Source organism: Pseudomonas sp. UV AK001 (assembly GCF_046097675.1).
GTDB classification, from domain to species: Bacteria; Pseudomonadota; Gammaproteobacteria; order Pseudomonadales; family Pseudomonadaceae; genus Aquipseudomonas; species Aquipseudomonas kribbensis.
On the sequence record NZ_JBJUVZ010000008.1, the window covers coordinates 55,793 to 80,570 of the forward strand.

Consider the following 24,778-nt stretch of genomic DNA (forward strand, 5'->3'; position numbering starts at 1 on the left):
AAAAGACGAGGACATGGATGAAAAGGCCCTCAGTGGTCATGAAAGTGTCGGCATTATGCCCCAAGGTGTAACAGCTTGTGCCTTTCCCAAGGGGCCCAATTGGTTATTTTTTTACGGGCGGTCGTACGCACGTCCCGGATAGGCGGGCAATCGCCGCCTTAAACTGGTAAAGTGCCGGCCGTTATTACTTAAGAGGATTGTTCCAATGGCGACTAACCGTTCCCAGCGTCTGCGCAAAAAACTGTGCGTCGATGAATTTCAAGAGCTGGGTTTCGAACTGAACCTGGGCTTCAAAGAAGACCTGTCCGAAGAAGCCATTGACGCTTTCCTCGAAGCATTCATCAAAGAAGCCATGGAAGCCAACGGTCTGGGCTATGTCGGCGGCGAAGACTTCGGTCTGGTTTGCCTGCAGAAGCGTGGCTCGGTTTCCGAAGAGCAGCGCGCTGCCGTTGAAGCCTGGCTGAAAACCCGCTCCGAGCTGACCACTACTGAAATCAGCCCGCTGCTGGACGTCTGGTATCCGGAAAAGCCGATCAACGCGGCCAAGTGATACTGAAAAAAACGGCGACCCTCGGGTCGCCGTTTTTTTATGCCTGCTTTTTAACGAGTCATGCCTTGCGCCAGTTGAGGATCAGCAAGGTCAACACCCCCGCAACAATCCCCCAGAACGCCGAACCGATGGAAAACAGCGTCAGACCTGACGCCGTGACCATGAAAGTGATCAGCGCCGCTTCCCGTTCCTTCACCTCGGTCATGGCAATGCTCAAGCCATTGATGATCGAGCCGAACAGCGCCAGCGCGGCAATCGACAGCACCAGCTCCTTGGGCAGCGCGGCAAACAGCGCCGCCAGCGTGGCGCCGAACACCCCGGCAATCCCGTAGAAAATCCCGCACCACACCGCGGCGGTGTAGCGTTTATTGCGATCTTCGTGGGCGTGGGGGCCGGTGCAGATCGCGGCGCTGATCGCTGCGAGGTTGATGCCATGGGAGCCGAACGGCGCTAGCAGCAGTGACGCGATGCCGGTGGTGGTGATCAAGGGCGAGGCCGGGACGTTGTAGCCATCGGCGCGTAACACGGCGACGCCGGGCATGTTCTGCGAGGTCATCGCCACCACAAACAACGGAATGCCGATGCTGATGGTCGCGGCGAGAGAAAAGTGCGGCGTGGTCCAGACCGGCGTCGCCACTTCCAGATGAAAACCGCTGAAATCCAGCAGCCCCATGAAGCCCGACAGCGCCGTGCCGATCAGCAGCGCGGCGAGTACCGCATAACGTGGCGTCAGGCGTTTGACCAGCAGATAAGTGAAGAACATCCCCAGTACCAGCCCGGTGCGGTGCTGCGCGGCGACGAAAATTTCGCTGCCGATCTTGAACAGAATTCCCGCCAGCAACGCGGCCGCCAGCGATGCCGGGATCTTTTTCACCAGGCGTTCGAAGCTGCCGGTCAAACCGCAGATCGTCACCAGCAACGCGCAGGTAATGTAGGCGCCGATGGCTTCGCCGTAGGTGACGCCGCCAAGGCTGGTGATCAGCAGGGCTGCGCCGGGTGTCGACCAGGCAATGGTGATCGGCGTGCGATAACGCAGTGACAGGCCGATCGAGCACACCGCCATGCCGATGGAGATCGCCCAGATCCACGAGGAAATCTGCCCGCTGGTCAGGCCCGCGGCTTGCCCGGCCTGGAACATCAGCACCAGCGAACTGGTGTAGCCGGTCATCATCGCGATGAATCCGGCGACGATGGCGGAGGGCGATGTGTCCGCGAAGGGGCGCAGTCGGGTGTGGGTGATTTCGGTCATGACGGCGGCGTTCCTTGTTCAAGCCACGGAATTCGGGTTTAAGCCTAAACTCAAACGTAACGATGCGTTGCAATACAGCCGAAGTCACAAATAGCCGTACAGTCGTGTTGCCACCTTCCATTGTGTACAATCGCGCTGTTTTTTACGCGATACTTGCCAGCGACCCACTGTGCCGTATTACAGTCACGGTCAATTCGCCGCCGCTCTTCCCGACTCGAGTGCCCATGAACGAACAGTTGCAACCCCTCAAGAAACAACCGCGAGCAGGCAAAGCCGGCCGCAGCGGAACCCAGGACGATATTGTCTATGCGCATATCTTCGAGGCCATCCTCGAACAACGCCTGGCGCCCGGTACAAAGTTGAGCGAAGAAGCGCTGGGGGAAATTTTCGGGGTCAGCCGCACCATCATTCGCCGCGCACTCTCGCGTCTGGCCCATGAAGGCGTGGTGCTGTTGCGGCCGAACCGTGGCGCGGTGGTGGCCAGCCCGAGCGTCGAAGAGGCGCGTCAGGTGTTCCTCGCCCGGCGTCTGGTGGAGCGCGCGATCACTGAACTGGCGGTGCAGCACGCCACCGCCGAGCAGATCGCCGAACTGCGGCAGATGGTCAACGACGAACGCGACAGTTTCTCCCGTGGCGATCGCGGTGCCGGCATCCGTCTCTCCGGCGAATTCCATCTGAAACTGGCCGAAGCGGCGAAGAACGCGCCGTTGATCAGCTTCCAGCGCAGCCTGGTTTCGCAGACGTCGCTGATCATCGCCCAATATGAAAGCGGCAACCGCTCGCACTGTTCCTATGACGAACACACCCAGTTGATCGACGCCATCGAAGCGCGCAACGGCGAGCTGGCGGTGGACCTGATGATGCATCACATGGATCACATCGACAGCAAGCTAAACCTCGACGAGGAAAGTGCGTCCGACGATCTGCATGCGGTGTTCTCGCATCTGTTGCAAACCAAGAAGCCGGGGCGGCCGGCGGCCAAGCTCTGAAGCGAATCGACAGGCAATAAAAATCCCCCGGGGTAAACGCCGCCGGGGGATTTTTTTGTCCGCAGAAAACTAGCGCTGGTGCACCAGCGCACCCGCCGCATAGGTCTGGGCCACGGTGCGGTCATCGCCCAGGGTCATCAGCACGAACAACGTCTCGGCAATGTTGTTGGACTGCTTCAGGCGGTAGCTGAGCAGCGGCGTGGCGTTGTAGTCGAGTACCAGGAAGTCGGCGTCGGACCCCGGCTGCAGGTTGCCGATCTTGTCTTCCAGGCGCAGCGCCCGCGCGCCGCCGAGGGTGGCCAGGTACAGCGACTTGAACGGGCTCAGGCGCGCACCTTGCAGTTGCATCACTTTGTAGGCTTCGTTCAGGGTCTGCAGCAGCGAGAAACTGGTGCCTCCGCCCACGTCAGTGCCGAGGCCGACGTTCAATTTGTGCTTCTCGGCCATCGGCAGGTTGAACAGGCCGCTGCCGAGGAAGAAGTTCGAGGTCGGGCAGAACGAAATCGCCGAACCGGTTTCCGCCAGACGCGCACATTCGTCGTCGCACAGGTGCACGCCGTGGGCGAACACCGAGCGCTCGCCGAGCAACTTGTAGTGATCGTAGACGTCGAGGTAGCCCTTGCGCTCCGGGAACAGCTCCTTGACCCACTCGATTTCCTTGAGGTTTTCGCTGATGTGGGTCTGCATGTACAGATCCGGGTATTCGGTCAGCAACTGGCCGGCGAGGGTCAGTTGTTCCGGGGTGCTGGTCGGGGCGAAGCGTGGGGTGACCGCATAGTGCAGACGACCCTTACCGTGCCAGCGCTCGATCAGCGCCTTGCTGTCGACGTAGCTGGATTCAGCGGTGTCGGTCAGGTAGTCCGGCGCATTGCGGTCCATCATCACCTTGCCGGCGATCATCCGCAGATCGAGCTTCTCGGCCGCTTCGAAGAACGAGTTCACCGACTGCGGGTGCACGCTGCCGAACACGAGTGCGGTGGTGGTGCCGTTGCGCAGCAGCTCCTTGATGAAAATGTCCGCCACTTCATCGGCGTGGGCCTTGTCACCGAACTGGCTTTCGCACGGGAAGGTGTAGGTGTTCAGCCAGTCGAGCAGTTGCTCGCCGTAGGCACCGACCATGCCGGTCTGCGGCAGGTGGATGTGGGTGTCGATGAAACCCGGGGTGATCAGCGCATCCTTGTGATGAACGATCTCGATGTCCGCCGGCAGGGTCGGCAGCAGTTCGCTGGCGTGGCCGAGGGCGCTGATCTTGCCGCCATCGACCACCAGCAGGCCGTCCTCGAAATACTCGTAGGAGGCTTCGATGCCGACCTCGGCAGGGTCGGCGATGCTGTGCAGGATGGCGGCGCGGTAGGCTTTGCGAGTCAGAGGCATGAGATTTCTCTAATCAGTTTGAGGCTTTGAGTGTGGCGGCCTGACTGCGGCGCGAAACCGGCAGCAGTTTGGCAATCGGTTCGGCGCTGGCGGTGTGCTGGCCGAAATTGGCGTTATAGGTGGCGATGATTTCGCCGGCGATGGAGATGGCGATTTCCACAGGCAATTTGCCTTTGACTTCGCTGATGCCCATCGGGCAGCGCATGCGTTGCACGACACTGGCGTCGAAACCACGGTCACGCAGGCGATGTTCGAACTTGGCGCGTTTGGTCTTCGAACCGATCAGGCCGAACCAGGTGAAGTCGTTGCGCTTGAGGATCGCGGCGGTGAGTTCCAGATCCAGCTGATGGTTGTGGGTCATGACGATGCAGTAGCTGCCTGCGGGCAGGTCGTCGATTTCATCCACAGGCTCTTCGGCGACGATTTTACGCACGCCGTGGGGAATCTGTTCGGGAAATTCTTCTTCCCGGGAATCGATCCAGCGCACCCGGCAGGGCAGGCTGGCGAGCAGCGGCACCAAGGCGCGACCCACATGACCGGCGCCGAACACGGCGATCTGCGCCTGCACCTGGCCCATCGGCTCGAACAGCAATACCGTGGCGCCACCGCAGCACTGGCCGAGGCTGGCGCCGAGGCTGAAGCGCTCAAGGTGAGTGTCCTGCCTGCCGCTGGCGAGCATCTCGCGGGCGATCTGCATGGCTTTGTATTCCAGGTGCCCGCCACCGATGGTGTCGAACGTCTGGCGGGCGCTGACGACCATTTTCGAGCCGGCATTGCGCGGCGTCGAGCCGAGCTCTTCGATGATCGTCACCAGAACGCAGGGCTCGCCCTGGTTCTGCAGGTCGGCGAGGGCGTCGATCCAGTTGTACATGTTCACCTCGACATCTGTCGTTGTCTGTTCGGGCCTCTTCGCGAGCAAGCTCGCTCCCACAAGGGAATGCATTCCAAATGTGGGAGCGAGCCTGCTCGCGAAGGCCGCGCCTCGATCCTAGAGCGGAGCCAACTCGGTTTCAGCCTCGACGGCCTTCACCGCCTTGAGCTGACGCATCTGCTCGCAACCCCACAACACACGCTCCGGGGTTGCCGGCGCGTCGATCTTCGGTTGGTGCTTGTAGTCGCCCAGACTGGCCACCGCATCCTTGATCGCACACCACGCGGCGATGCCGAGCATGAACGGCGGCTCACCCACAGCCTTGGAGTGGAACACCGTGTCTTCCGGGTTCTTGCGGTTTTCCACCAGCTTCACCCGCAGGTCCAGCGGCATGTCCGCCACGGCCGGGATCTTGTAGCTGGCCGGGCCGTTGGTCATCAGCTTGCCTTTGTTGTTCCAGACCAGCTCTTCCATGGTCAGCCAGCCCATGCCCTGGACGAAGCCGCCCTCGACCTGGCCGATGTCGATGGCCGGGTTCAGCGAGGCGCCGACGTCGTGGAGGATGTCGGTACGCAGCATCTTGTATTCGCCGGTCAGGGTGTCGACGATCACTTCGCAGCACGCCGCGCCGAAGGCGAAGTAGTAGAACGGCCGGCCACGGGCCTGGCTGCGGTCGTAGTAGATTTTCGGGGTCTTGTAGAACCCGGTGCTCGACAGCGAGACCTGATTGAAATACGCCAATTGAATCAGCGCTTCGAAGGTCATGATGTGATCGCGCACACGGACGTGGCCGTTGTGGAATTCCACGTCTTCTTCGCTGACCTTGTAGTGCCGCGCGGCGAATTCGACGAGGCGCTGCTTGATGATCTCGGCGGCATTCTGCGCGGCTTTACCGTTGAGGTCGGCACCGCTGGACGCCGCAGTCGGCGAGGTGTTCGGCACCTTGTCGGTGTTGGTCGCGGTGATCTGCACGCGGTCCATTTCCACCTGGAACACTTCGGCCACGACCTGCGCGACTTTGGTGTTCAGGCCCTGGCCCATTTCCGTACCACCGTGGTTCAAGTGGATGCTGCCGTCGGTGTAGACGTGCACCAGCGCACCGGCCTGGTTGAGGAAGCTGGCGGTGAAGGAAATGCCGAACTTCACTGGGGTCAGCGCCAGGCCTTTTTTCAGGATCGGGCTGTTGGCGTTGTAGCGACGGATCGCTTCGCGGCGCTCGGTGTACTGGCTGCTTTCTTCCAGTTCGGCGGTCATTTCCTCGAGCATGTTGTGCTCGACGGTCTGGTAGTAATGGGTGACGTTGCGTTCGGTCTTGCCGTAGTAGTTGGCCTTGCGCACGGCCAGCGGATCGAGGTTCAGGTGACGGGCGATGGCGTCCATCACTTCTTCGATTGCGACCATCCCTTGCGGGCCGCCGAAACCACGGTACGCGGTGTTCGACGCGGTGTTGGTCTTGCAGCGGTGACCGTTGATGGTCGCATCGCCGAGGTAGTACGAGTTGTCCGAGTGGAACATTGCCCGGTCGACAATCGAGGCCGACAGGTCAGGCGAGCAGCCGCAGTTGCCGGCCAGGTCCATGGCGATACCGTGCAGGCGCCCGGTGCTGTCGAAGCCGACGTCGTACTCGACGTAGAACGGGTGACGCTTGCCGGTCATCAGCATGTCTTCGACGCGCGGCAGGCGCATCTTGGTCGGCTGGCCGGTGAGGTGCGCGATCACCGCACACAGGCAGGCCGGGCTCGCGGCCTGGGTTTCCTTGCCGCCGAAACCACCGCCCATGCGGCGCATGTCGACGACGATTTTGTTCATGGAGACGTCGAGGACTTCGGCCACCAGTTTCTGCACTTCGGTGGGGTTCTGGGTCGAGCAGTAGACGATCATGCCGCCGTCTTCGGTCGGCATTACCGAGGAGATCTGCGTCTCCAGATAGAAGTGTTCCTGGCCGCCGATGTGCAGCGTGCCCTGAATACGGTGTTCAGCGGTGGCCAGGGCGTTGGCCGAATCGCCGCGCTGGTGGGTGTGGCTGTCGAGCACGAAGTGGCGTTTGCGCAGGGCTTCGACCACGTCCAGCACCGGTTCCAGATCTTCGTATTCGATGATCGCGGCCATCGCAGCTTTACGTGCAGTTTCCAGATCTTTCGCGGCCACGGCCAATACCGGTTGGCCGACGAACTGCACGTCATCGATGGCCAGCAGCGGATCGCCCGGCAGCAGCGGGCCGATGTCTTTCAGGCCCGGCACGTCTTCGTGGGTGATGGCGATGCGCACGCCTTCGAAGGCGTAGCAGGGCTTGGTGTCGATACTGATGATTTTTGCGTGGGCGCGATCCGACAACCGTGCGTAAACGTGCAACTGGTTGGGGAATTCCAGGCGGTCATCGATGTACTGCGCTTCACCGGACACATGCTTGGCGGCGCTGTCGTGCTTGACGCTGCGGCCGACACCGGTGGTCAGGTCCCTGGCGAACAGTTCAGCCAGTTCAGCTTGTGTTTTCTCTACGCCGTGATGGTTAGACATAAGCGGTCACCCGAGTCTCGATGTGCGGTGTTTGCAGTTCGATGAAGTATTTGCGCAGCAGGTTCTGCGCGCTGAGCAGGCGGTATTCCTTGCTGGCGCGGAAGTCCGAGAGCGGGGTGAAATCCTCGCCCAGCGCGATGCAGGCACGTTCGACGGCAGCATTGTTGAACGGCTGGCCGAGCAGCACGGCTTCGCAATGGGCGGCGCGTTTCGGGATCGCTGCCATGCCGCCGAAGGCGACGCGGGCGTCGGTGATCACGCCGTTTTCGACGCGCAGGTTGAACGCGGCACAGACGGCAGAGATGTCGTCGTCCAGGCGCTTGGAGACTTTGTAGGCGCGGAAGCGCTGCTCGGCCGTGGCGCGCGGGACGATGATTTTTTCGATGAACTCGCTTTCCTGGCGCGCGGTGACCCGGTAATCGATGAAGTAATCCTCGAGGGCCAGCGTGCGGCGGGTCTCGCCCTTGCACAGCACGATCTGCGCGCCGAGGGCGATCAGCAGGGGCGGCGAGTCACCGATCGGCGAGGCGTTGCCTATGTTGCCGCCGAGGGTGCCCTGGTTGCGGATCTGCAGGGAGGCGAAGCGGTGCAGCAGTTCGCCGAAGTCCGGGTACTCGGCGTTCAACGCTTCGTAGCAGTCGGAGAGGGCGGTGGCGGCGCCGATTTCAATGCGATCCTCGAAGTGCTCGATGCGCTTCATTTCGGCGACGTTGCCGACGTAGATCATCACCGGCAGCGTGCGGTGGAACTGGGTGACTTCCAGCGCCAGATCGGTGCCGCCGGCCAGCAGTCGGGCTTGTGGATAAGCGTCGTAGAGATCGGCCAGGTCAGCCACGGTCAGCGGCACCAGGCAGCGTTTGTCGCCGCTGTTGAGTTCGCCGATCGATGTCGGGGCAATCGCTTTGAGGCGGGCGATGGTTTCCGCTTCCCGGGCGTCAAACTGATCCGGCTGCTTGCCGCAGCAGGATTGTTCGGCGGCGGCCAGGATCGGCCGGTAACCGGTGCAACGGCAAAGGTTGCCAGCCAGTGCTTCGTGGGCCTTGGCATGGTCCGGTGCATCGCTGTTCTTTTGCAGGGCGAACAGCGACATCACGAAACCGGGGGTGCAGAAACCGCACTGCGAACCGTGGCACTCGACCATGGCTTTCTGCACGCTGTGCAATTCGCCCTTGTGCTTGAGGTCTTCGACGCTGATGAGTTGTTTGCCGTGCAGCGACGAAACGAACGTAAGACACGAGTTGAGGCTGCGATAGCGAATGTGCTCGCGGCCATCGTCATCCGTCTGCAACTCGCCGACCACCACCGTGCACGCGCCGCAGTCACCGCTGGCGCAGCCTTCTTTGGTGCCGGATTTGCCCACGTGTTCACGCAGGTAGTTGAGCACAGTCAGGTTCGGGTCCAGGGCGTGCTCGCTACGGAGTTCCTGGTTGAGTAAAAACTGGATCACGGAAGGCCTCGCAGACTCATTATTGTTGTTAAGCGACTTGAGCCGAATTTAGCAGGTCTGACTTTTCGGTCAATGGTTTTCTGACTTAAAGGTCAGGAAAAACCGTTTTGTCGCTTTGCAACGTGTCTCTTCAGTATTGACCCTCATTGGATCAAGCGCTTTTTTGCGGGATTCGTGCCAAAAACCGCTGTGCGGGCACTCCGCCATGAACGCGCATTGCGCTACACTGCGCCGCTTGTGCAGATCGAAGAGTTTGAAGGACAACCATGACGTTCAAGGCGCCGGACAGCCTCGCCGAGCAAATCGCTCACCACCTCGCCGAACGGATCATTCGCGGCGAAATGAAGCCGGGAGAGCGCATCCAGGAACAGAAGGTCACGCTGGCGCTGAACGTCAGCCGCGGCTCGGTCCGCGAAGCCTTGCTGATCCTCGAACGCCGTCATCTGATCGCGATCCTGCCGCGCCGCGGCGCCCACGTCACCGAGCTTACGGCGCACAAGGTGCAGAGCCTGTGCACGTTGATGAGCGAGCTGTACATCCTGCTCGGCAACGCAGTGGCCAATGGCTGGCAAGTCCAGGCCGATATGGCGCCGTTCGTGCAGATCCAGCAGCGCCTGAGCGCCAGCTACGAGCGTCAGGACATCCGCACCTTCGTCGACGACAGCTTCAACGTGATGCGCGCTGCGTATCCGTTCGCCAATAACCCGTACCTGCAAGAAACGGTGGAAAACCTGCAACCGGCCATGAGCCGTGCGTACTTCCTTGCGCTGGAGCAGCGCAAGGCCGAGATGAGCGAGTTCCTCGAGCTGTTCGAACGCCTGCTCGCCGCCGTCCTCGCCCGTGACCTGCCGCTGATCCGCATCGTGCTGACGGCTTACGCCCAGCGCAGCTGCGATCTGGTGGTGTCCGCCCTGACGGTTGCCTGACCTTGCGGCTCAAGTGCATCAAGCTGGCGGGGTTCAAATCCTTCGTCGATCCGACCACGGTGAACTTCCCCAGCAACATGGCGGCAGTCGTCGGGCCGAACGGTTGTGGCAAGTCGAACATCATCGACGCCGTACGCTGGGTGATGGGCGAAAGCTCAGCGAAGAACCTGCGCGGCGAGTCGATGACCGACGTCATCTTCAACGGCTCGACCAGCCGCAAACCGGTGAGTCAGGCGAGCATCGAACTGGTGTTCGACAACTCCGACGGCACGCTGCTGGGCGAGTGGGCGGCCTACGCGGAAATTTCGATCCGCCGCAAGGTGACCCGCGACAGCCAGACGACTTATTACCTCAACGGCGCCAAATGCCGTCGTCGCGACATCACCGACATCTTCCTCGGCACCGGCCTCGGCCCGCGCAGTTACTCGATCATCGAGCAGGGGATGATCTCCAAGCTGATCGAGTCCAAACCGGAGGACCTGCGTAACTTCATCGAAGAAGCCGCCGGTATTTCCAAGTACAAGGAGCGCCGGCGCGAGACCGAAAACCGCATCCGCCGCACCCACGAAAACCTTGCCCGTCTGACCGACCTGCGCGAAGAACTCGAGCGCCAGCTCGAACGCTTGCACCGTCAGGCCGAAGCCGCGAGGAAGTATCAGGAATTCAAGGCCGAAGAGCGCCAGCTCAAGGCGCAACTGTCGGCCCTGCGCTGGCAGGATCTGAACGATCAGGTCGGCCAGCGCGAATCGATCATCGGCAACCAGGAAATCAGCTTCGAAGCGCTGGTCGCCGAGCAACGCAACGCCGACGCGGCGATTGAGCGTCTGCGCGACGGTCACCATGACCTGTCCGAGCGCTTCAATCTGGTGCAGGGGCGCTTCTATTCGGTCGGCGGTGACATCGCCCGGGTCGAGCAGAGCATCCAGCACGGCCAGCAACGCTTGCGTCAGTTGCAGGACGACTTGAAGGAAGCCGAGCGCGCGCGCCTCGAAACCGAATCGCACCTGGGCCACGACCGCACCTTGCTGCTGACCCTCGGCGAAGAGCTCGATCAACTGACCCCCGAGCAGGAAATCACCAACGCCGCCGCCGAAGAAGCCGCCGCGGCGCTGGAAGATTCCGAAACCGTCATGCACGGCTGGCAGGAGCAGTGGGACGCCTTTAACCTGACCGCCGCCGAACCGCGCCGTCAGGCCGAAGTGCAGCAGTCGCGCATCCAGCAGCTGGAAACCAGCATGGAGCGCCTGGCCGATCGGCAAAAACGACTGGGCGAGGAGCGCGCGCTGCTCTCGGCCGATCCGGAAGACGCGGCGATCATGGAACTCAGCGAGCAGCTCGCCGAGTCCGAAGCGACCCTTGAAGATCTGCAGACCAGTGAAGAAGCCCAGGTCGAAAAACTCGAGCAACTGCGCCAGGAATTGCAGCAGGCGCTGACCGCGCAGCAACAGGCGCAGGGCGATTTGCAGCGGCTCAACGGTCGCCTCGCGTCCCTCGAAGCCTTGCAGCAGGCCGCGCTCGATCCGGGCACCGGCACCGCCGAATGGTTGAAGGAACACAACCTCGCCGAGCGCCCGCGTCTGGCCGAAGGCCTGAAGGTCGAGGCCGGTTGGGAGCTGGCGGTGGAAACCGTGCTTGGCGCCGACCTGCAAGCGGTGTTGGTGGATGACTTCGGCGGTTTCGATTTGTCCGGTTTTGCCCAGGGCGATCTGCGTTTGCTCAGCCCCGGCAATGACGGCGTGCGCGTGGCCGGCAGCCTGCTGGACAAAGTCGAGGCGCAGGTTGATCTGTCGCCATGGCTGGGTCAGGTCAAACCGGTCGACAGCCTTGAGCAGGCGCTAGCCCTGCGCGGCCAACTGGCTGCCGGGCAGAGCCTGATCAGCAGAGACGGTTACTGGGTCGGCCGGCATTTCCTGCGGGTACGCCGTGCCAGCGAAGCCGAAAGCGGCATGCTTGCGCGCGGCCAGGAAATCGAATCGCTGCATGCGGAACGCGAAGAACGCGAAGCCACGGTCGAAGCCATGGAAACCCGTTTGCAGACCCTGCGTGCGCAACAGCGTCAGCAGGAAAACGGTCGCGAACATTTGCGTCGTTTGTTGCAAGACGAAGCCCGCCAGCAAGGCGAATTGAAAGCCCAACTGTCCGCCGGCAAAGCCAAGGCCGAACAGTTGACGCTGCGTCGCACCCGTCTCGACGAAGAGCTGGTCGAACTCGCCGAACAGCGCGAACTGGAACACGAAAACATCGGCGAAGCGCGGATCCAGTTGCAGGACGCCCTCGACGCCATGGCCCTCGACACCGAGCAGCGCGAGTTGCTGCTGGCCCAGCGTGACAGCCTGCGCGAGCGCCTCGACCGGGTGCGTCAGGAAGCCCGCCAGCACAAGGATCACGCGCATCAATTGGCCGTGCGCCTCGGCTCGCTGCGGGCGCAGCATGATTCGACCCGCCAGGCCCTTGAACGTCTGGAGATGCAGGCCGAGCGCCTCACCGAAAAACGGGAACAGCTCAGTCTGAATCTGGAGGAGGGCGAGGCGCCGCTGGAAGAGCTGCGCCTCAAGCTCGAAGAGTTGCTCGACAAACGCATGAGCGTCGACGATGAACTCAAGACTGCTCAAATCGCCCTGGAGGACGCCGACCGCGAGCTGCGCGACGCGGAAAAACGCCGGACCCAGGCCGAGCAGCAATCGCAATTGATCCGTGGCCAGCTCGAACAGCAACGCATGGAATGGCAGGCCCTGACCGTGCGCCGCAAGGCGCTGCAGGATCAACTGCTGGAAGACGGCTACGATTTGCACGGCGTGCTCAATACCCTGAGCGCCGAGGCCAGTGAGAAGGAGGCCGAAGAAGAACTGGAACGCATCGCCGCACGCATTCAGCGCCTGGGCGCGATCAACCTCGCGGCGATCGACGAATACACGCAACAATCCGAGCGTAAACGTTATCTGGATGCCCAGGACGCCGATCTGGTCGAAGCACTGGAGACCCTGGAAAACGTCATCCGCAAGATCGACAAGGAAACCCGAAACCGTTTCAAAGATACCTTTGATCAGATCAATGGCGGTTTACAGGCGCTTTTCCCGAAAGTTTTCGGTGGAGGACGCGCGTATTTGGAACTGACGGGCGAAGATCTACTCGATACAGGGGTGACGATCATGGCGCAGCCGCCCGGAAAGAAGAACAGCACCATCCATTTGCTGTCCGGCGGCGAAAAAGCCCTGACCGCACTGGCACTGGTTTTTGCGATCTTCAAGCTGAATCCGGCGCCGTTCTGCATGCTCGATGAGGTTGACGCGCCACTGGATGACGCTAACGTTGGACGCTACGCACGCTTGGTCAAAGAGATGTCGCAGACCGTGCAGTTCATCTATATCACCCACAACAAGATCGCCATGGAAATGGCCGAGCAGTTGATGGGCGTGACGATGCACGAGCCGGGATGTTCGCGACTGGTAGCCGTGGATGTCGAGGAGGCGATGGCGATGGTGGATGCCTGAGCCGGCGCTGTCGGAAAAGGTATTTGCAGTCTGTAGGACATATTTACCGACTTCGACTTGCTGGCCAATCGACATAATCGCGCAAGCCAATGAGACAGACGGTGTAAAGTTGTCTTTGGTCGTGCTAGTTTAATGTCAATTTTTCGTATACGTGGGCAAAACGCCTGTCAGAACATAGAGTTGGCGCCACGTTTTAAAGCGGTTTGCACAGTGTAAACCCCTTATTTTTCAGCATTTTTTATAGAGGCACGGGATTACATGGAAATCGGTCTGCGCGAGTGGCTGATCGTCATCGGCATCATTGTGATAGCCGGTATTCTTTTCGATGGCTGGCGCCGTATGCGCGGCGGCAAGGGAAAACTGAAATTCCGTCTTGACCGAAGTCTGTCCAACCTGCCGGACGAGGACACCAGCGCCGAGCTGTTGGGCCCGGCCCGCGTACTGGATACTCATAAAGAGCCGCAACTGGACGAGCACGACCTGCCATCGGTGAGCATGCCGGCCCGCGAACCACGCGAGCCTCGCGAATCCGGTTCCAAGCGCGGCAAGCGTGGCAACAATGGTCCGGCCCAGGGCGACCTGAACCTCGATCTGGATCTGGACGGCGGCCCGAGCTTCAGCAGCCGTGACGATGACTTCATCGAGCCTGTCGCCAAGTCGTCGCCGGCGGTTGCCGACAAGGATCAGCCACAAGCCGAAGAAGTGCTGGTGATCAGCGTGATCTGTCGCGACCCGGCCGGCTTCAAGGGCCCGGCACTGTTGCAGAACATTCTGGAAAGCGGTCTGCGTTTCGGCGAAATGGACATTTTCCACCGTCACGAAAGCATGGCCGGCAACGGCGAAGTGCTGTTCTCCATGGCCAACGCGGTCAAGCCGGGCATCTTCGATCTGGACGACATCGACCATTTCAGCACCCCGGCGGTGAGCTTCTTCCTCGGCCTGCCAGGCCCGCGTCATCCGAAGCAGGCCTTCGACGTGATGGTCGCAGCAGCCCGCAAGCTGTCCCAGGAACTGAACGGCGAATTGAAAGATGACCAGCGCAGCGTCCTGACCGCGCAGACCATCGAGCACTACCGTCAGCGCATCGTCGAATTCGAACGTCGCGCCCTGACCCAGAAGCGTTGATTGAAAAGGTTGCCTCGCAATACAGGGGCAATCGGCAAAATAGATTGAGCAGCCTCGGCTGCTCTTTTGCTTTATGAGAGAACACCCATGACTGCCGCCAAAGACCGCATTCTAGAGCTGCGCGCTGAACTCGATCAGCACAACTACCGTTATCACGTCCTCGATGAGCCGAGCATTCCGGATGCCGAGTACGACCGGTTGTTCCATGAGCTCAAGGCGCTGGAAGCGGCCAATCCGGAACTGATCACCAGCGACTCGCCGACCCAGCGCGTCGGCAGCGTGGCGCTGACCGCATTCACCCAGGTGCGTCACGAAGTGCCGATGCTCAGCCTCGGCAACGCCTTCGAAGAAACCGACATGCGCGAGTTCGACCGCCGGGTGACCGAAGGTCTGGACCTGCCGGCCGGTGACCTGTTCGGCGGTGGCGCGGCGGTGGAGTACAGCTGCGAGCCGAAACTCGATGGCCTGGCGGTCAGCTTGCTGTATCAAGACGGTGTGCTGGTGCGCGGCGCCACTCGCGGCGATGGCACTACTGGCGAAGACATCAGCGTCAACGTGCGCACGGTGCGCAACATCCCGCTGAAGCTGCACGGCGAAGGCTGGCCGGCGACGCTGGAAGTGCGCGGCGAAGTGTTCATGTCCAAGGCCGGTTTCGAGCGTCTCAACGCCTCGCAACTGGAAGTCGGCGGCAAGACGTTCGCCAACCCGCGCAACGCGGCGGCCGGCAGCCTGCGTCAGCTGGACTCGAAGATCACCGCCAACCGCCCGCTGGAATTCTGCTGCTACGGCATCGGCCAGGTGTCCCATGACATCTCCGACACCCACATCGGCAATCTCAAGCAACTGCAAGCCTGGGGCATGCCGATCAGCCATGAACTGAAACTGGCCAAAGGCATCGGCGAGTGCCTGGACTATTACCGCGATATCGGTGAGCGCCGTAACTCGCTGGCCTATGAAATCGACGGTGTGGTGTTCAAGGTCAATAGCATTGCCGACCAGCGCGAACTGGGCTTCCGCGCCCGCGAGCCGCGCTGGGCCATTGCGCACAAATTCCCGGCCATGGAAGAGCTCACCGAACTGCTCGATGTGGAATTCCAGGTTGGCCGCACTGGTGCCGTCACTCCCGTGGCGCGCTTGAAACCGGTCAAGGTTGCCGGCGTCACTGTGGCCAACGCCACGCTGCACAACATGGACGAAGTCGCGCGCCTGGGCCTGATGATCGGCGATACGGTGATCATTCGCCGTGCCGGTGACGTGATTCCGCAAGTGGTGCAAGTAGTCATCGATCGCCGCCCGGAAGATGCGCGGCCGGTGCAGATTCCCGAGAACTGCCCGGTCTGCGGCTCCCACGTCGAGCGCACGCAACTGGTCAAACGCAGCAAGGGCAAGGAAACCATCAGCGAAGGCGCGGTTTACCGCTGCGTCGGTCGTCTGGCCTGCGGTGCGCAGCTCAAGCAGGCGATCATTCACTTTGTATCGCGTCGCGCGATGGACATCGAAGGCCTCGGTGACAAGAGCGTCGAGCAACTGGTCGACGAAGGTCTGGTCAGTTCGCCGGCCGATCTTTACGCGCTGAAGTTCGACGACATCGTCGATCTGGAAGGCTTTGCCGAGGTGTCGAGCAACAAGTTGCTGGCCGCCATCGAAGACAGTAAGAAGCCGGGTCTGGCGCGCTTCATCTACGCGCTGGGTATCCCGGATGTCGGCGAGGAGACGGCCAAGGTGCTGGCGCGCTCGCTGGGGTCGCTGGAGCGCGTCCAGCAAGCCTTGCCGCAAGTGCTGACGTACCTGCCGGACATCGGTCTGGAAGTGGCCCACGAGATTCACAGCTTCTTTGAGGATGCGCACAACCAGCAAGTGATCACCGAACTGCTGGGCCACGGCTTGCAGATTCAGGATCAGGGCGAGTTGGGCGCCGAGTTTGCCGCGAGCACCACGCTGGGTGGCCTCCTCGACAAGCTGCACATTCCTTCGGTCGGGCCGGGCGGGGCGCAGAAGCTGGCGGACAAGTTCGAATCGCTGGAAGGGGTGATGAACGCTGACTGGCTGGACATGCGCCAGGCATTGCCGGAGAAACAGGCGAACTCGGTGCGTGAGTTTTTCGAACTGCCCGAGCATCGGCAACTGGCGGAAAGTGCCGAGAAACAGCTGCGTGATTTCGGCATGCACTGGCAAAGCGAGAAGAAAGTCGTCGAAGGCCTGCCGCTGGCCGGCGAAACCTGGGTGCTGACCGGCAAGGTCGAGCTGATGAGCCGCGATGTCGCCAAGGAACACCTGGAAAGCCTTGGCGCCAAGGTCGCCGGTTCCGTGTCGGCCAAGACCCATTGCGTGGTCGCGGGGCCGGGCGCCGGGTCGAAACTGACCAAGGCCAACGAGCTGGGCGTAAAGGTCATGGATGAAGAGGCGTTTATCGCATTCCTGAAAGGGCACGGTATTTCTGCCTGACGCAACGCGCGGGAACGATCGACTCGCGGGAATGATCTAGTCTTGGCAAGCCCCAGGGAGAGATCGCCATGTACCGCTTTTTCGAGCAGCTCAGTTCCCGCATCGTCGCGCCGTTCATGGGCGAATCCTCGCGCAACAGCAAAGTCTGGCCGTGTCGCTGCGGCCAGTCGCTGTTCTTTCGCAACAGTCAGTGCCTGGCCTGCAACGCAGCACTGGGTTATCAACCGGAGCACAGTCGGCTGACCTCGCTGCAACCGGGGCCGCAAGAGGGCACCTGGACGCTGGATGCCGACCCCGAGGCCGGCCTGTTCCGGCGCTGCGCCAACCTCGATACCCCGGCGGCCTGCAACTGGCTGCTGTGCGCCAACGATCACGACACCCTGTGCGCGGCCTGCGATCTGAATCGCACCATTCCCGATCTGTCCGTCCCGGAGAATCCCGAGCGCTGGCGCAAGGTGGAAATCGCCAAGCGCCGACTGGTGGCGCAACTGATCAGCCTCGGCCTGCCGGTCGTCCCGAAAGCCGTCGATGAAGACACCGGCCTGGCGTTCGATTTCATCGGCGTCGATCTGGAGGGCAATGCTCCCATGACCGGTCATGCCAACGGCCTGATCACCCTCGACATCGCAGAAGCCGACGATGCCCACCGCGAACAGGTCCGGGCGCAGATGCACGAACCCTATCGCACGCTGCTCGGGCATTTTCGTCACGAGGTCGGGCATTACTACTGGGATCGCCTGATCGCCAACGGCCCGTGGCTCGGTTCATTCCGCAACCTGTTCGGCGACGAGCGCGCCAGTTATGCCGAGGCGCTGGAGCGGCATTATCAACAGGGCGCGCCGGCGGACTGGTCGCAGCATTACGTCAGCGCCTACGCCACCATGCACCCGTGGGAAGACTGGGCGGAAACCTGGGCCCATTACCTGCACATGATGGACGCGGTGGACACAGCGCTCGGTTTCGGCATGAGCGCCCGGGAGATGGACCTCGATTACCAGCCGTTTCCATCAAGTACGCTGTACGACCCCGAGCATCCCGGCGGCGCGGCGTTCCTGTCGTTCGTCAACGCGTGGATCGAACTGGCCGGCATGCTCAACGAACTGTCGCGCAGCATGGGCCAGCCGGATTTCTATCCGTTCGTGCTGCCGCCTGCGGCAATCGCCAAGCTGCATTTCATTCATCTGGTGATCCAGCAAGAGGGCGGCCGCGCGGACGAGGTGCTTCAGGCGCAATAGCAAGTGCTTGAAGCCCTTCATATTTTTAATCTGCAACGAGCGGTTGTAACTTCGTCTCAGATAGGTACAATGGCGCGGCTCGCCGACAGGCGAGTGTCGTTATGGTGACCCTATCGGTCCCCCCGCAACGATTACCCGTGAACCTGGTCAGAGCCGGAAGGCAGCAGCCACAGCGGGAACATTGTGTGCCGGGGTGTGGCTGGTAGGGTTACCACCTTAACGAACATCGAACGAATCAACGCCGAACTGCATGGGTTTCGCCCACTGCGGTTTTTTTATGCCTGCGATTTGGCGGTTCGTCCCCAAACCCCTGCTCGCGAGGGCGCCGACACGGGGTAATCATTTGCTCTCCAATCCCGCATACTCGCCACAACCGAAATAAATGAAGAGTCTGGCCAGGATCGACCTTGTAAGGTCTGGGCCCTGGCCGCGAGGTTTTATGCTCCCGGAACATTCCGATCTATCCAGCCCCGTGTTCTTGCCCGTCACGGATGAAACCTGCGCGAACCTGTTGCAGGCGAGTGGCACCAAAGCCCTCGAAGCCCTGACCGATCCGGAATTGGCGGCAGTGCTGGTCATCCAGAATCTGGTGCAAACGACGGAGCAGGATCTCGGCGCCGTGGCGGCAGAAAAAATTCTGGCCAGGCTCTTGTCCTGGGCTGCCGAAAAGCGGCAGTCAACAACGGTGGGCCTGCTGTCGGAAGCACAGCGACTGTTCGACCCGCGCAAACTGTATTTCGGCCTGAAGGTGCTCAAACCACTGAACCTGCGATTTCTGCTGGCCGAAGAAGTGTCCGCACGCGACTACTTATTGCCCGATGGTCAGTGGGATTTCGAATACAAAGTCCGGCGCCATCGCAGCCATGACCCGTTCAGTCAGCAGATCGTGACGCCCCGGCAGCGCGAGCGCTGGTTGAGCCCGGCACAGGACAAACTGGTCAGGACCTTCCGCGCCAATCTGGACGAAGACCTGCACGTTCAAGGCTACGCGGGGATTGGCAAAAGCCATCTGCTGGTGGCGTTGCTGGAGCATCTGCGGCCGGAAAAGACCCTGTTGCTGGCGCGCACCCCGGCCAAGCTCGAAGTGCTTCGCCAGCGCATGGTAGGGCCGAGCGAGAAAAAGGCCGGCAAGACCTTCCTGGCGTTTGCCCAGTCGCTGATGCTCGGTCGCAGGCCTCAGCCGGAAGGAGCTGCTCGAATCCTGAGCCGGCAGGCGCTGGCGCAGGAACTGAACATCTACGGTTTTCGCCACCACGACGGGCAGGCGACCCTTGAACTCTGCCTCAAAGTGATCGAGCGCTACTGCCGTTTCCGCGATCACACTTTTTCCGCGAAGCATCTGCCGCATTTCAACCAGCCGCTCTCCAGCGTGGACGCGCAAGTGTTGCTGGAGTATTCGAGCCGGCTGTGGGGCTACCTCGAGCTCAATCCGGCGTGGGGCAACCAGACCGGGTTCGAAGCGCTGCTGATGATCAAGCGCGCCTGTATCGCCGGTTGCGTGGTGCCGGCGCGCTACACGCACGTGCTGATCGACGAAAGCCAGGACATTCCCGGCTCGCTGTTGCAGATCATCGAACGCGGCCGCCAGGTGCTGATCACCCTCGGCGACGAGTATCAACAGGCCAGCGGCGTGCCGGTCAAGCGTCACCGTGAGGTTCGCCAAAGCGATATCAGCTATTCCGTGCGCTCGGGCCGCAACGTCGAGCGGCTGGTCAACCCGCTGATCGCCCGGCACTCGCAGAAGGGCAAGATTCCGTTCGAAGGCGCCAGTGACGCTGACGTCGTCATCAAGGAGTACCCGGAAGGTTTCGTGCCATCCGAAGGTTGCGTGGTGCTGACGGCATCGCCGTGGGACAGCATGATCTGGGCCATTCACCTGCACGATTCCAACTGCAAATTCAGATTCCCGGACAAGCGAACCCAGGATGACCTGAAGCATTTCATGGCCACCGCCATCGAACTGTTCAAGCCGGACTTCTACCGCTCCGAATTCAGCGAAAACGGCGTGCATCCGTACTTCAGCGACCTGCCTGACTGGCAAGCGGTGTGCGACGCCAACCGGTTCGACGAATCGTTTCTGCGGGTCAGGGCCAAGCTGGAAAACGGCTTCATGATCGCCGACCTGACACGCCTGAACCGAATGATCGACAACACTGGCAACGGCTGCATGCTGATGCTGGCGGAAGAGGCAGGGGGCATGGAGTTCGACAAAGTGCTGCTGACCCCCGGGCTGCTGACCAACGAGAAATTCAAGGATGCCTACGCGCTCGACCAGCGGATCTGCGCCGTGTACATCGCCATCTCCCGCGCCAGGCTGAAGCTTTACGTGCCGTACGATGTGGTGGCGTGGGTCGAGTATCACGAATATCAGAAATTCCGTGATACGGCGGGGCATTGATGGTGCCGGGCTGTTGAGGTCCTTCGGTCATGGACATCGTGATGGCGCATTAGTAGCATTCGCGCGCTTCAACCTTCTATTCAGCGGGTTGAGCTCTTCTCGTATCGAAAGTCATGGAGACACTGTGTTCAAGCGTTCAATCATCGTTTTATCTGTTCTGATGTCAGGCTGTTCCGCCAAGTACGTTCAGCAGGATTTGACGACAAGTCCTGAAAAATTGATTCAAGGTCAGTCGGTCTCTATCGCAACGCCTGTCGATGGTCGTTACGAGACCACCGTTTATAAAGCGTCGGGCGCCATGACGGCGGACGCGGTCCGGTCGGCATTTGCCCGCTATGCCAATCAGGTGAAAGTGTCCGAATCCTGTGCGGATCTTGCCTGTATCAGAAAGCAGGGGAATGCCGGGTACTACGTCGTGCCGGAAATCCTGCATTGGGAAGACCGGGCTACAGAGTGGTCGGGTATCCCGGACCGGATCGAAGTGAAATTGGCGATTTACGGCGCGAAGGGCGATGAACCTCTGGCGTCGACCGTGGTGTCAGGCAAGAGCAAGTGGCTGACGTTTGGCGGCGATCATCCACAGGATCTGCTGCAGAAACCTATCGAGAGTTATGTGAAGGCTCAGTATTGAGTTTTGCAGCTGGCTGAAAAGCATCGGCAATGAAAAAAGGAACTCGTCAGACGGGTTCCTTTTTTTGTGGGTGTTGACAGGTCAAGGTTCGCTGCCCGAACCACCGGTATACAACCGGATAATGTCATCAATCTCCCCCGACATTTTCATCTGCAGCAGCGTCCTCAATATCCGCTGCACCGGCACTTTCGGGTCGTTGCGCACGTAGCAACCGACCTGCTGCTCCTGCAACACCGACATCCCTTGCAGTTGCTGTCCCGGCAGCAGGCGCTGGTTGAACCAGTCCAGCGTCCATTGATTACTTACGGCATAGCGATAACGGCCGGCCAGCAGCTTGTCCAGCACCTGCTCCTGATTGCGCGCGTCTTCGCGCCACAAGCGGTCGGCGTCGAACAGTGGTTGCAGGGTGGGGTAGCTGTAGCCGAGCACGGTGCCGATCGACTGGCGGGGCAGGTGGGCCGGATCGACGCTGGAGGGTTGATCCTGGCGGCTGATCAGCAGGTCGCGCTGGAAAAAAAGCGGAATGCTCCAGATGTAATCGCCGGACTGATTCGGCAGCCAGGATTGTGCGGCGTAACAACGCACGTCGACTTCGCCGTGTTCCATTGCGTTCTGCACGCGGGTGCGGGGCAGGACGTGAAACTCCGCCGGCACGCCCACCTGGGTCGCGAGGCTGAGCATCATGTCGTAAAGAATGCCCTGGGTCGGTCGGCCACGTTCGTATTGCACCAGCGGCATCGCCCAGCTGTCGGCCATGGCAAAACGCAGCGGCGGTTGCGCGGCTATCGCGTTCAGGCTGATTCCCAGTAATGCCCCCAAGGCCCACCGCATAAACGCTCCGGTAATTCCCGATCCTGAGCCGACAAAAGCCCTCGCCCATGCAGCTTAGCCAGAATAGAAGAGCGCACCGGATGCAATTTTGTCCTTGCTCCGCTAGCATTAGCCGCTTCTGCTTCCTTTGCCGCGACGGTTTTCGATGAGTTATCAGGTTCTTGCACGTAAATGGCGTCCGCGCTCGTTCCGCGAAATGGTCGGCCAGACCCATGTGCTCAAGGCTCTGATCAATGCCTTGGACAGCCAGCGCCTGCACCACGCCTACCTGTTCACGGGGACGCGGGGCGTCGGCAAGACGACGATTGCGCGGATCATCGCCAAATGTCTGAACTGTGAAACAGGTATCACTTCAAGCCCCTGCGGCGAGTGTTCGGTGTGCCGCGAGATCGACGAAGGCCGATTCGTCGACCTGATCGAGATCGACGCCGCGAGCCGGACCAAGGTCGAAGACACCCGCGAGCTGCTCGACAACGTGCAGTACGCCCCGAGCCGCGGGCGCTTCAAGGTCTACCTGATCGACGAAGTGCACATGCTCTCCAGCCATTCCTTCAATGCGCTGCTGAAAACCCTCGAAGAGCCGCCGCCCTACGTCAAGTTCATCCTGGCGACCACCGACCCGCAGAAACTTCCGGCAACGATTTTGTCGCGATGCCTGCAGTTCTCCCTGAAGAACATGACGCCCGAGCGTGTGGTCGAGCATCTGACCCACGTCCTGACCGCCGAAAACGTACCGTTCGAAGACGACGCCCTGTGGCTGCTCGGCCGCGCGGCTGACGGTTCGATGCGCGACGCCATGAGCCTGACCGACCAGGCCATCGCCTTCGGTGAAGGCAAGGTTCTGGCCACCGACGTACGGGCGATGCTCGGCACGCTGGACCACGGCCAGGTCTATGACGTGCTGCATTCCTTGATCGAAGGTGACGCCAAGGCATTGCTCGAAGCCGTACGCCACCTGGCAGAACAGGGCCCGGACTGGAACGGCGTACTTTCGGAAATTCTCAATGTGCTGCACCGCGTCGCCATCGCCCAGGCCTTGCCGGAAGGTGTCGACAACGGCCACGGCGACCGTGACCGGGTGCTGGCACTGGCCCAGGCCCTGCCGGCCGAAGACGTGCAGTTCTATTACCAGATGGGCCTGATCGGCCGCCGCGACTTGCCGCTGGCGCCGGACCCGCGCGGCGGTTTCGAAATGGTCCTGCTGCGGATGCTGGCCTTCCGGCCGGCAGACACGGCGGACGCCCCGAGGCAACCGCTAAAGCCAGTGGGGATCAGCCAGGCCACAGTTGATTCCGCAAACTCAGTGGCTGCCGCGCCGAAACCTGCGCCGGTAGTTGCTGCGGCTGTTGCGCCGGCTCCGGTGGTCGCACCTGCACCTGCGCCTGTTCCCGAGCCTGCACCGGTTGCCCCGGTGATTGCGCCTGAACCCGTGCCTGAGCCGGAGCCGGAGCCCGAACCGGTCGCTGTCGAAGAAGTCGTCGATCTGCCGTGGAATGACCCGGTAGAACCGGCGCCTGTACAGCAGCCGGCGGTAGAGCCGGTGCTGGAGACCACCGCCGAGCAGCCGGACCTGCCGCCAATGCCGCTGCCGACCCCGGACAGCGTCGTGCCGGATGCCCCTGAATGGGCCGCTGCGCCGATCCCCGAGCCGTCCGTGGCCGAAGTCGATGCCTTCACACCAGGCATGGACATGGACGACGAGCCGCCGCTGGACGAGGACTACATCGAGCCGGACATGGATTCGGCCTACAGTTACCTCGATGATCTGGCCAGCGAACACGCCGCAGAACCGGCCCCCGAACCCGAGCCGGAACCCGCCGCCGCGCCGGCCACCGGCCTGGCCCTGCAATGGCTGGAACTGTTCCCGAAACTGCCGATTTCCGGCATGACCGGCAGCATCGCCGCCAACTGCACGCTGATCGCGGTCGATGGCGACAACTGGCTGATGCACCTGGACCCGGCCCACAGCGCCTTGTTCAACGCCACTCAGCAGCGCCGTCTGAACGATGCCTTGAACCAGTACCATGGCCGTACGCTGAACCTGAGCATGGAACTGATCAAGCCCGAGCAGGAAACTCCGGCTCAGGCCGCATCCCGGCGCCGTGCCAACCGTCAGCGCGAGGCGGAGGAGTCGATCCACGGCGATCCGTTCATCCAGCAGATGGTCCAGCAGTTCGGTGCGGTCGTGCGACACGATACTATTGAACCTGTCGACGCCCTGGTCAGTCAGGGCTAATAACTGAAGGCGCTCGGCGCAAGTCGCCGGGCGCTGTATTGATCCAAGTACTTTTGAGGTGATTACCATGATGAAAGGTGGCATGGCCGGCCTGATGAAGCAGGCACAGCAGATGCAGGAAAAAATGGCCAAGATGCAGGAAGAGCTGGCCAACGCAGAAGTCACCGGCAAGGCCGGTGGCGATCTGGTCACCGTGGTGATGACCGGCCGTCATGACGTGAAAAAAGTCAGCATCGATCCAAGCGTGCTGCCGGGCCTGGACGAAGACGATCGTGAAGTGGTCGAGGATCTGGTGGCCGCTGCCGTCAACGCCGCCGTGCGTCAGATCGAAGCCAACAGCCAGGCGAAAATGGGCAGCATGACCGCTGGCATGAACCTGCCGGCCGGTATGAAACTGCCGTTCTGATTCGCCTTGGCGGGTTGGATGAGCTACAAAAAATGCCAGGCATCGCGCCTGGCATTT

The 24,778-nt window shown here is 61.3% G+C and carries 17 protein-coding genes and 1 other RNA gene; 12 read left to right on the forward strand and 6 right to left on the reverse strand.

What is annotated here, in order from left to right:
- Positions 1-205: 205 nt before the first annotated feature.
- Positions 206-550, forward strand: coding sequence for a YggL family protein (locus ACKLNA_RS20990; protein WP_085711916.1), 345 nt, complete (start codon positions 206-208; stop codon positions 548-550).
- A 58-nt stretch (positions 551-608) separates the two neighbouring features.
- Here ACKLNA_RS20990 and ACKLNA_RS20995 read toward each other — a convergent pair whose 3' ends face one another.
- Positions 609-1,799, reverse strand: a complete 1,191-nt coding sequence (locus ACKLNA_RS20995) for a benzoate/H(+) symporter BenE family transporter (protein ID WP_408986961.1) — start codon at positions 1,797-1,799, stop codon at positions 609-611.
- 224 nt (positions 1,800-2,023) lie between these two features.
- On the opposite strand from ACKLNA_RS20995, the gene ACKLNA_RS21000 reads away from it, so the two are divergent.
- Positions 2,024-2,788 carry a GntR family transcriptional regulator gene (locus ACKLNA_RS21000; RefSeq protein ID WP_064378756.1) on the forward strand — a complete coding sequence of 255 codons (765 nt, stop codon included), beginning with the start codon at positions 2,024-2,026 and terminating at the stop codon, positions 2,786-2,788.
- Positions 2,789-2,857: 69 nt separating this feature from the next.
- On the opposite strand, the gene guaD is transcribed toward ACKLNA_RS21000, so the two are convergent.
- The 4 genes from guaD to xdhA form a co-directional block, all read right to left on the reverse strand.
- A complete protein-coding gene (gene guaD / locus ACKLNA_RS21005; protein WP_408986962.1) occupies positions 2,858-4,162 on the reverse strand; it encodes a guanine deaminase in 1,305 nt (434 codons plus the stop codon).
- A gap of 13 nt (positions 4,163-4,175) precedes the next feature.
- Positions 4,176-5,033 carry a xanthine dehydrogenase accessory protein XdhC gene (gene xdhC / locus ACKLNA_RS21010; RefSeq protein WP_134826010.1) on the reverse strand — a complete coding sequence of 286 codons (858 nt, stop codon included), beginning with the start codon at positions 5,031-5,033 and terminating at the stop codon, positions 4,176-4,178.
- 117 nt (positions 5,034-5,150) lie between these two features.
- A complete protein-coding gene (gene xdhB / locus ACKLNA_RS21015) occupies positions 5,151-7,550 on the reverse strand; it encodes a xanthine dehydrogenase molybdopterin binding subunit (protein ID WP_408986963.1) in 2,400 nt (799 codons plus the stop codon).
- Positions 7,543-8,997, reverse strand: coding sequence for a xanthine dehydrogenase small subunit (gene xdhA, locus ACKLNA_RS21020; protein WP_408986964.1), 1,455 nt, complete (start codon positions 8,995-8,997; stop codon positions 7,543-7,545). Before xdhA ends, xdhB begins: the two co-directional genes overlap by 8 nt.
- 266 nt (positions 8,998-9,263) lie before the next feature.
- On the opposite strand from xdhA, the gene ACKLNA_RS21025 reads away from it, so the two are divergent.
- The 8 genes from ACKLNA_RS21025 to ACKLNA_RS21060 all read left to right on the forward strand — a co-directional run bounded on the left by ACKLNA_RS21025 (position 9,264) and on the right by ACKLNA_RS21060 (position 21,248).
- Positions 9,264-9,923 carry a GntR family transcriptional regulator gene (locus ACKLNA_RS21025; protein WP_408986965.1) on the forward strand — a complete coding sequence of 220 codons (660 nt, stop codon included), beginning with the start codon at positions 9,264-9,266 and terminating at the stop codon, positions 9,921-9,923.
- A 2-nt stretch (positions 9,924-9,925) separates the two neighbouring features.
- Positions 9,926-13,414 (forward strand): chromosome segregation protein SMC, encoded by a 3,489-nt coding sequence (gene smc / locus ACKLNA_RS21030; RefSeq protein WP_408986966.1) that lies wholly within the window; start codon positions 9,926-9,928, stop codon positions 13,412-13,414.
- Positions 13,415-13,672: 258 nt separating this feature from the next.
- Positions 13,673-14,539 (forward strand): cell division protein ZipA, encoded by an 867-nt coding sequence (zipA, locus tag ACKLNA_RS21035; RefSeq protein ID WP_134826014.1) that lies wholly within the window; start codon positions 13,673-13,675, stop codon positions 14,537-14,539.
- Between the two features lie 87 nt (positions 14,540-14,626).
- A complete protein-coding gene (gene ligA / locus ACKLNA_RS21040; RefSeq protein WP_408986967.1) occupies positions 14,627-16,984 on the forward strand; it encodes an NAD-dependent DNA ligase LigA in 2,358 nt (785 codons plus the stop codon).
- Positions 16,985-17,052: 68 nt separating this feature from the next.
- Complete coding sequence (locus tag ACKLNA_RS21045; RefSeq protein ID WP_408986968.1) at positions 17,053-18,219, forward strand: putative zinc-binding metallopeptidase; 1,167 nt, start codon at positions 17,053-17,055, stop codon at positions 18,217-18,219.
- Between the two features lie 111 nt (positions 18,220-18,330).
- Positions 18,331-18,427, forward strand: an RNA gene (gene ffs / locus ACKLNA_RS21050) — signal recognition particle sRNA small type.
- Between the two features lie 231 nt (positions 18,428-18,658).
- Positions 18,659-20,617 carry a hypothetical protein gene (locus ACKLNA_RS21055; RefSeq protein WP_408986969.1) on the forward strand — a complete coding sequence of 653 codons (1,959 nt, stop codon included), beginning with the start codon at positions 18,659-18,661 and terminating at the stop codon, positions 20,615-20,617.
- A gap of 124 nt (positions 20,618-20,741) precedes the next feature.
- The gene (locus ACKLNA_RS21060; protein WP_408986970.1) at positions 20,742-21,248 is read left to right on the forward strand and encodes a DUF4823 domain-containing protein; all 507 of its coding nucleotides are present in this window, start codon (positions 20,742-20,744) and stop codon (positions 21,246-21,248) included.
- An 81-nt stretch (positions 21,249-21,329) separates the two neighbouring features.
- Here ACKLNA_RS21060 and ACKLNA_RS21065 read toward each other — a convergent pair whose 3' ends face one another.
- Positions 21,330-22,079 (reverse strand): substrate-binding periplasmic protein, encoded by a 750-nt coding sequence (locus ACKLNA_RS21065; protein ID WP_408986971.1) that lies wholly within the window; start codon positions 22,077-22,079, stop codon positions 21,330-21,332.
- Between the two features lie 145 nt (positions 22,080-22,224).
- Between ACKLNA_RS21065 and dnaX the strand changes: the two genes are divergently transcribed.
- On the forward strand, positions 22,225-24,315 hold the full coding sequence (dnaX, locus tag ACKLNA_RS21070) for a DNA polymerase III subunit gamma/tau (RefSeq protein WP_408986972.1): 2,091 nt from the start codon (positions 22,225-22,227) through the stop codon (positions 24,313-24,315).
- A 67-nt stretch (positions 24,316-24,382) separates the two neighbouring features.
- Positions 24,383-24,721, forward strand: a complete 339-nt coding sequence (locus ACKLNA_RS21075; RefSeq protein WP_007951650.1) for a YbaB/EbfC family nucleoid-associated protein — start codon at positions 24,383-24,385, stop codon at positions 24,719-24,721.
- The last annotated feature ends 57 nt before the right edge of the window (positions 24,722-24,778 follow it).

Excerpts from the sequence above, each read along its gene's own strand:
- ACKLNA_RS20990 (WP_085711916.1), top strand. The coding sequence starts at position 206 with ATGGCGACTAACCGTTCCCAGCGTCTGCGCAAAAAACTGTGCGTCGAT.
- ACKLNA_RS20995 (WP_408986961.1), bottom strand. The coding sequence starts at position 1,799 with ATGACCGAAATCACCCACACCCGACTGCGCCCCTTCGCGGACACATCG.
- ACKLNA_RS21000 (WP_064378756.1), top strand. The coding sequence starts at position 2,024 with ATGAACGAACAGTTGCAACCCCTCAAGAAACAACCGCGAGCAGGCAAA.
- guaD (WP_408986962.1), bottom strand. The coding sequence starts at position 4,162 with ATGCCTCTGACTCGCAAAGCCTACCGCGCCGCCATCCTGCACAGCATC.
- xdhC (WP_134826010.1), bottom strand. The coding sequence starts at position 5,033 with ATGTACAACTGGATCGACGCCCTCGCCGACCTGCAGAACCAGGGCGAG.
- xdhB (WP_408986963.1), bottom strand. The coding sequence starts at position 7,550 with ATGTCTAACCATCACGGCGTAGAGAAAACACAAGCTGAACTGGCTGAA.
- ACKLNA_RS21025 (WP_408986965.1), top strand. The coding sequence starts at position 9,264 with ATGACGTTCAAGGCGCCGGACAGCCTCGCCGAGCAAATCGCTCACCAC.
- zipA (WP_134826014.1), top strand. The coding sequence starts at position 13,673 with ATGGAAATCGGTCTGCGCGAGTGGCTGATCGTCATCGGCATCATTGTG.
- ligA (WP_408986967.1), top strand. The coding sequence starts at position 14,627 with ATGACTGCCGCCAAAGACCGCATTCTAGAGCTGCGCGCTGAACTCGAT.
- ACKLNA_RS21045 (WP_408986968.1), top strand. The coding sequence starts at position 17,053 with ATGTACCGCTTTTTCGAGCAGCTCAGTTCCCGCATCGTCGCGCCGTTC.
- ACKLNA_RS21055 (WP_408986969.1), top strand. The coding sequence starts at position 18,659 with ATGCTCCCGGAACATTCCGATCTATCCAGCCCCGTGTTCTTGCCCGTC.
- ACKLNA_RS21065 (WP_408986971.1), bottom strand. The coding sequence starts at position 22,079 with ATGCGGTGGGCCTTGGGGGCATTACTGGGAATCAGCCTGAACGCGATA.
- dnaX (WP_408986972.1), top strand. The coding sequence starts at position 22,225 with ATGAGTTATCAGGTTCTTGCACGTAAATGGCGTCCGCGCTCGTTCCGC.
- ACKLNA_RS21075 (WP_007951650.1), top strand. The coding sequence starts at position 24,383 with ATGATGAAAGGTGGCATGGCCGGCCTGATGAAGCAGGCACAGCAGATG.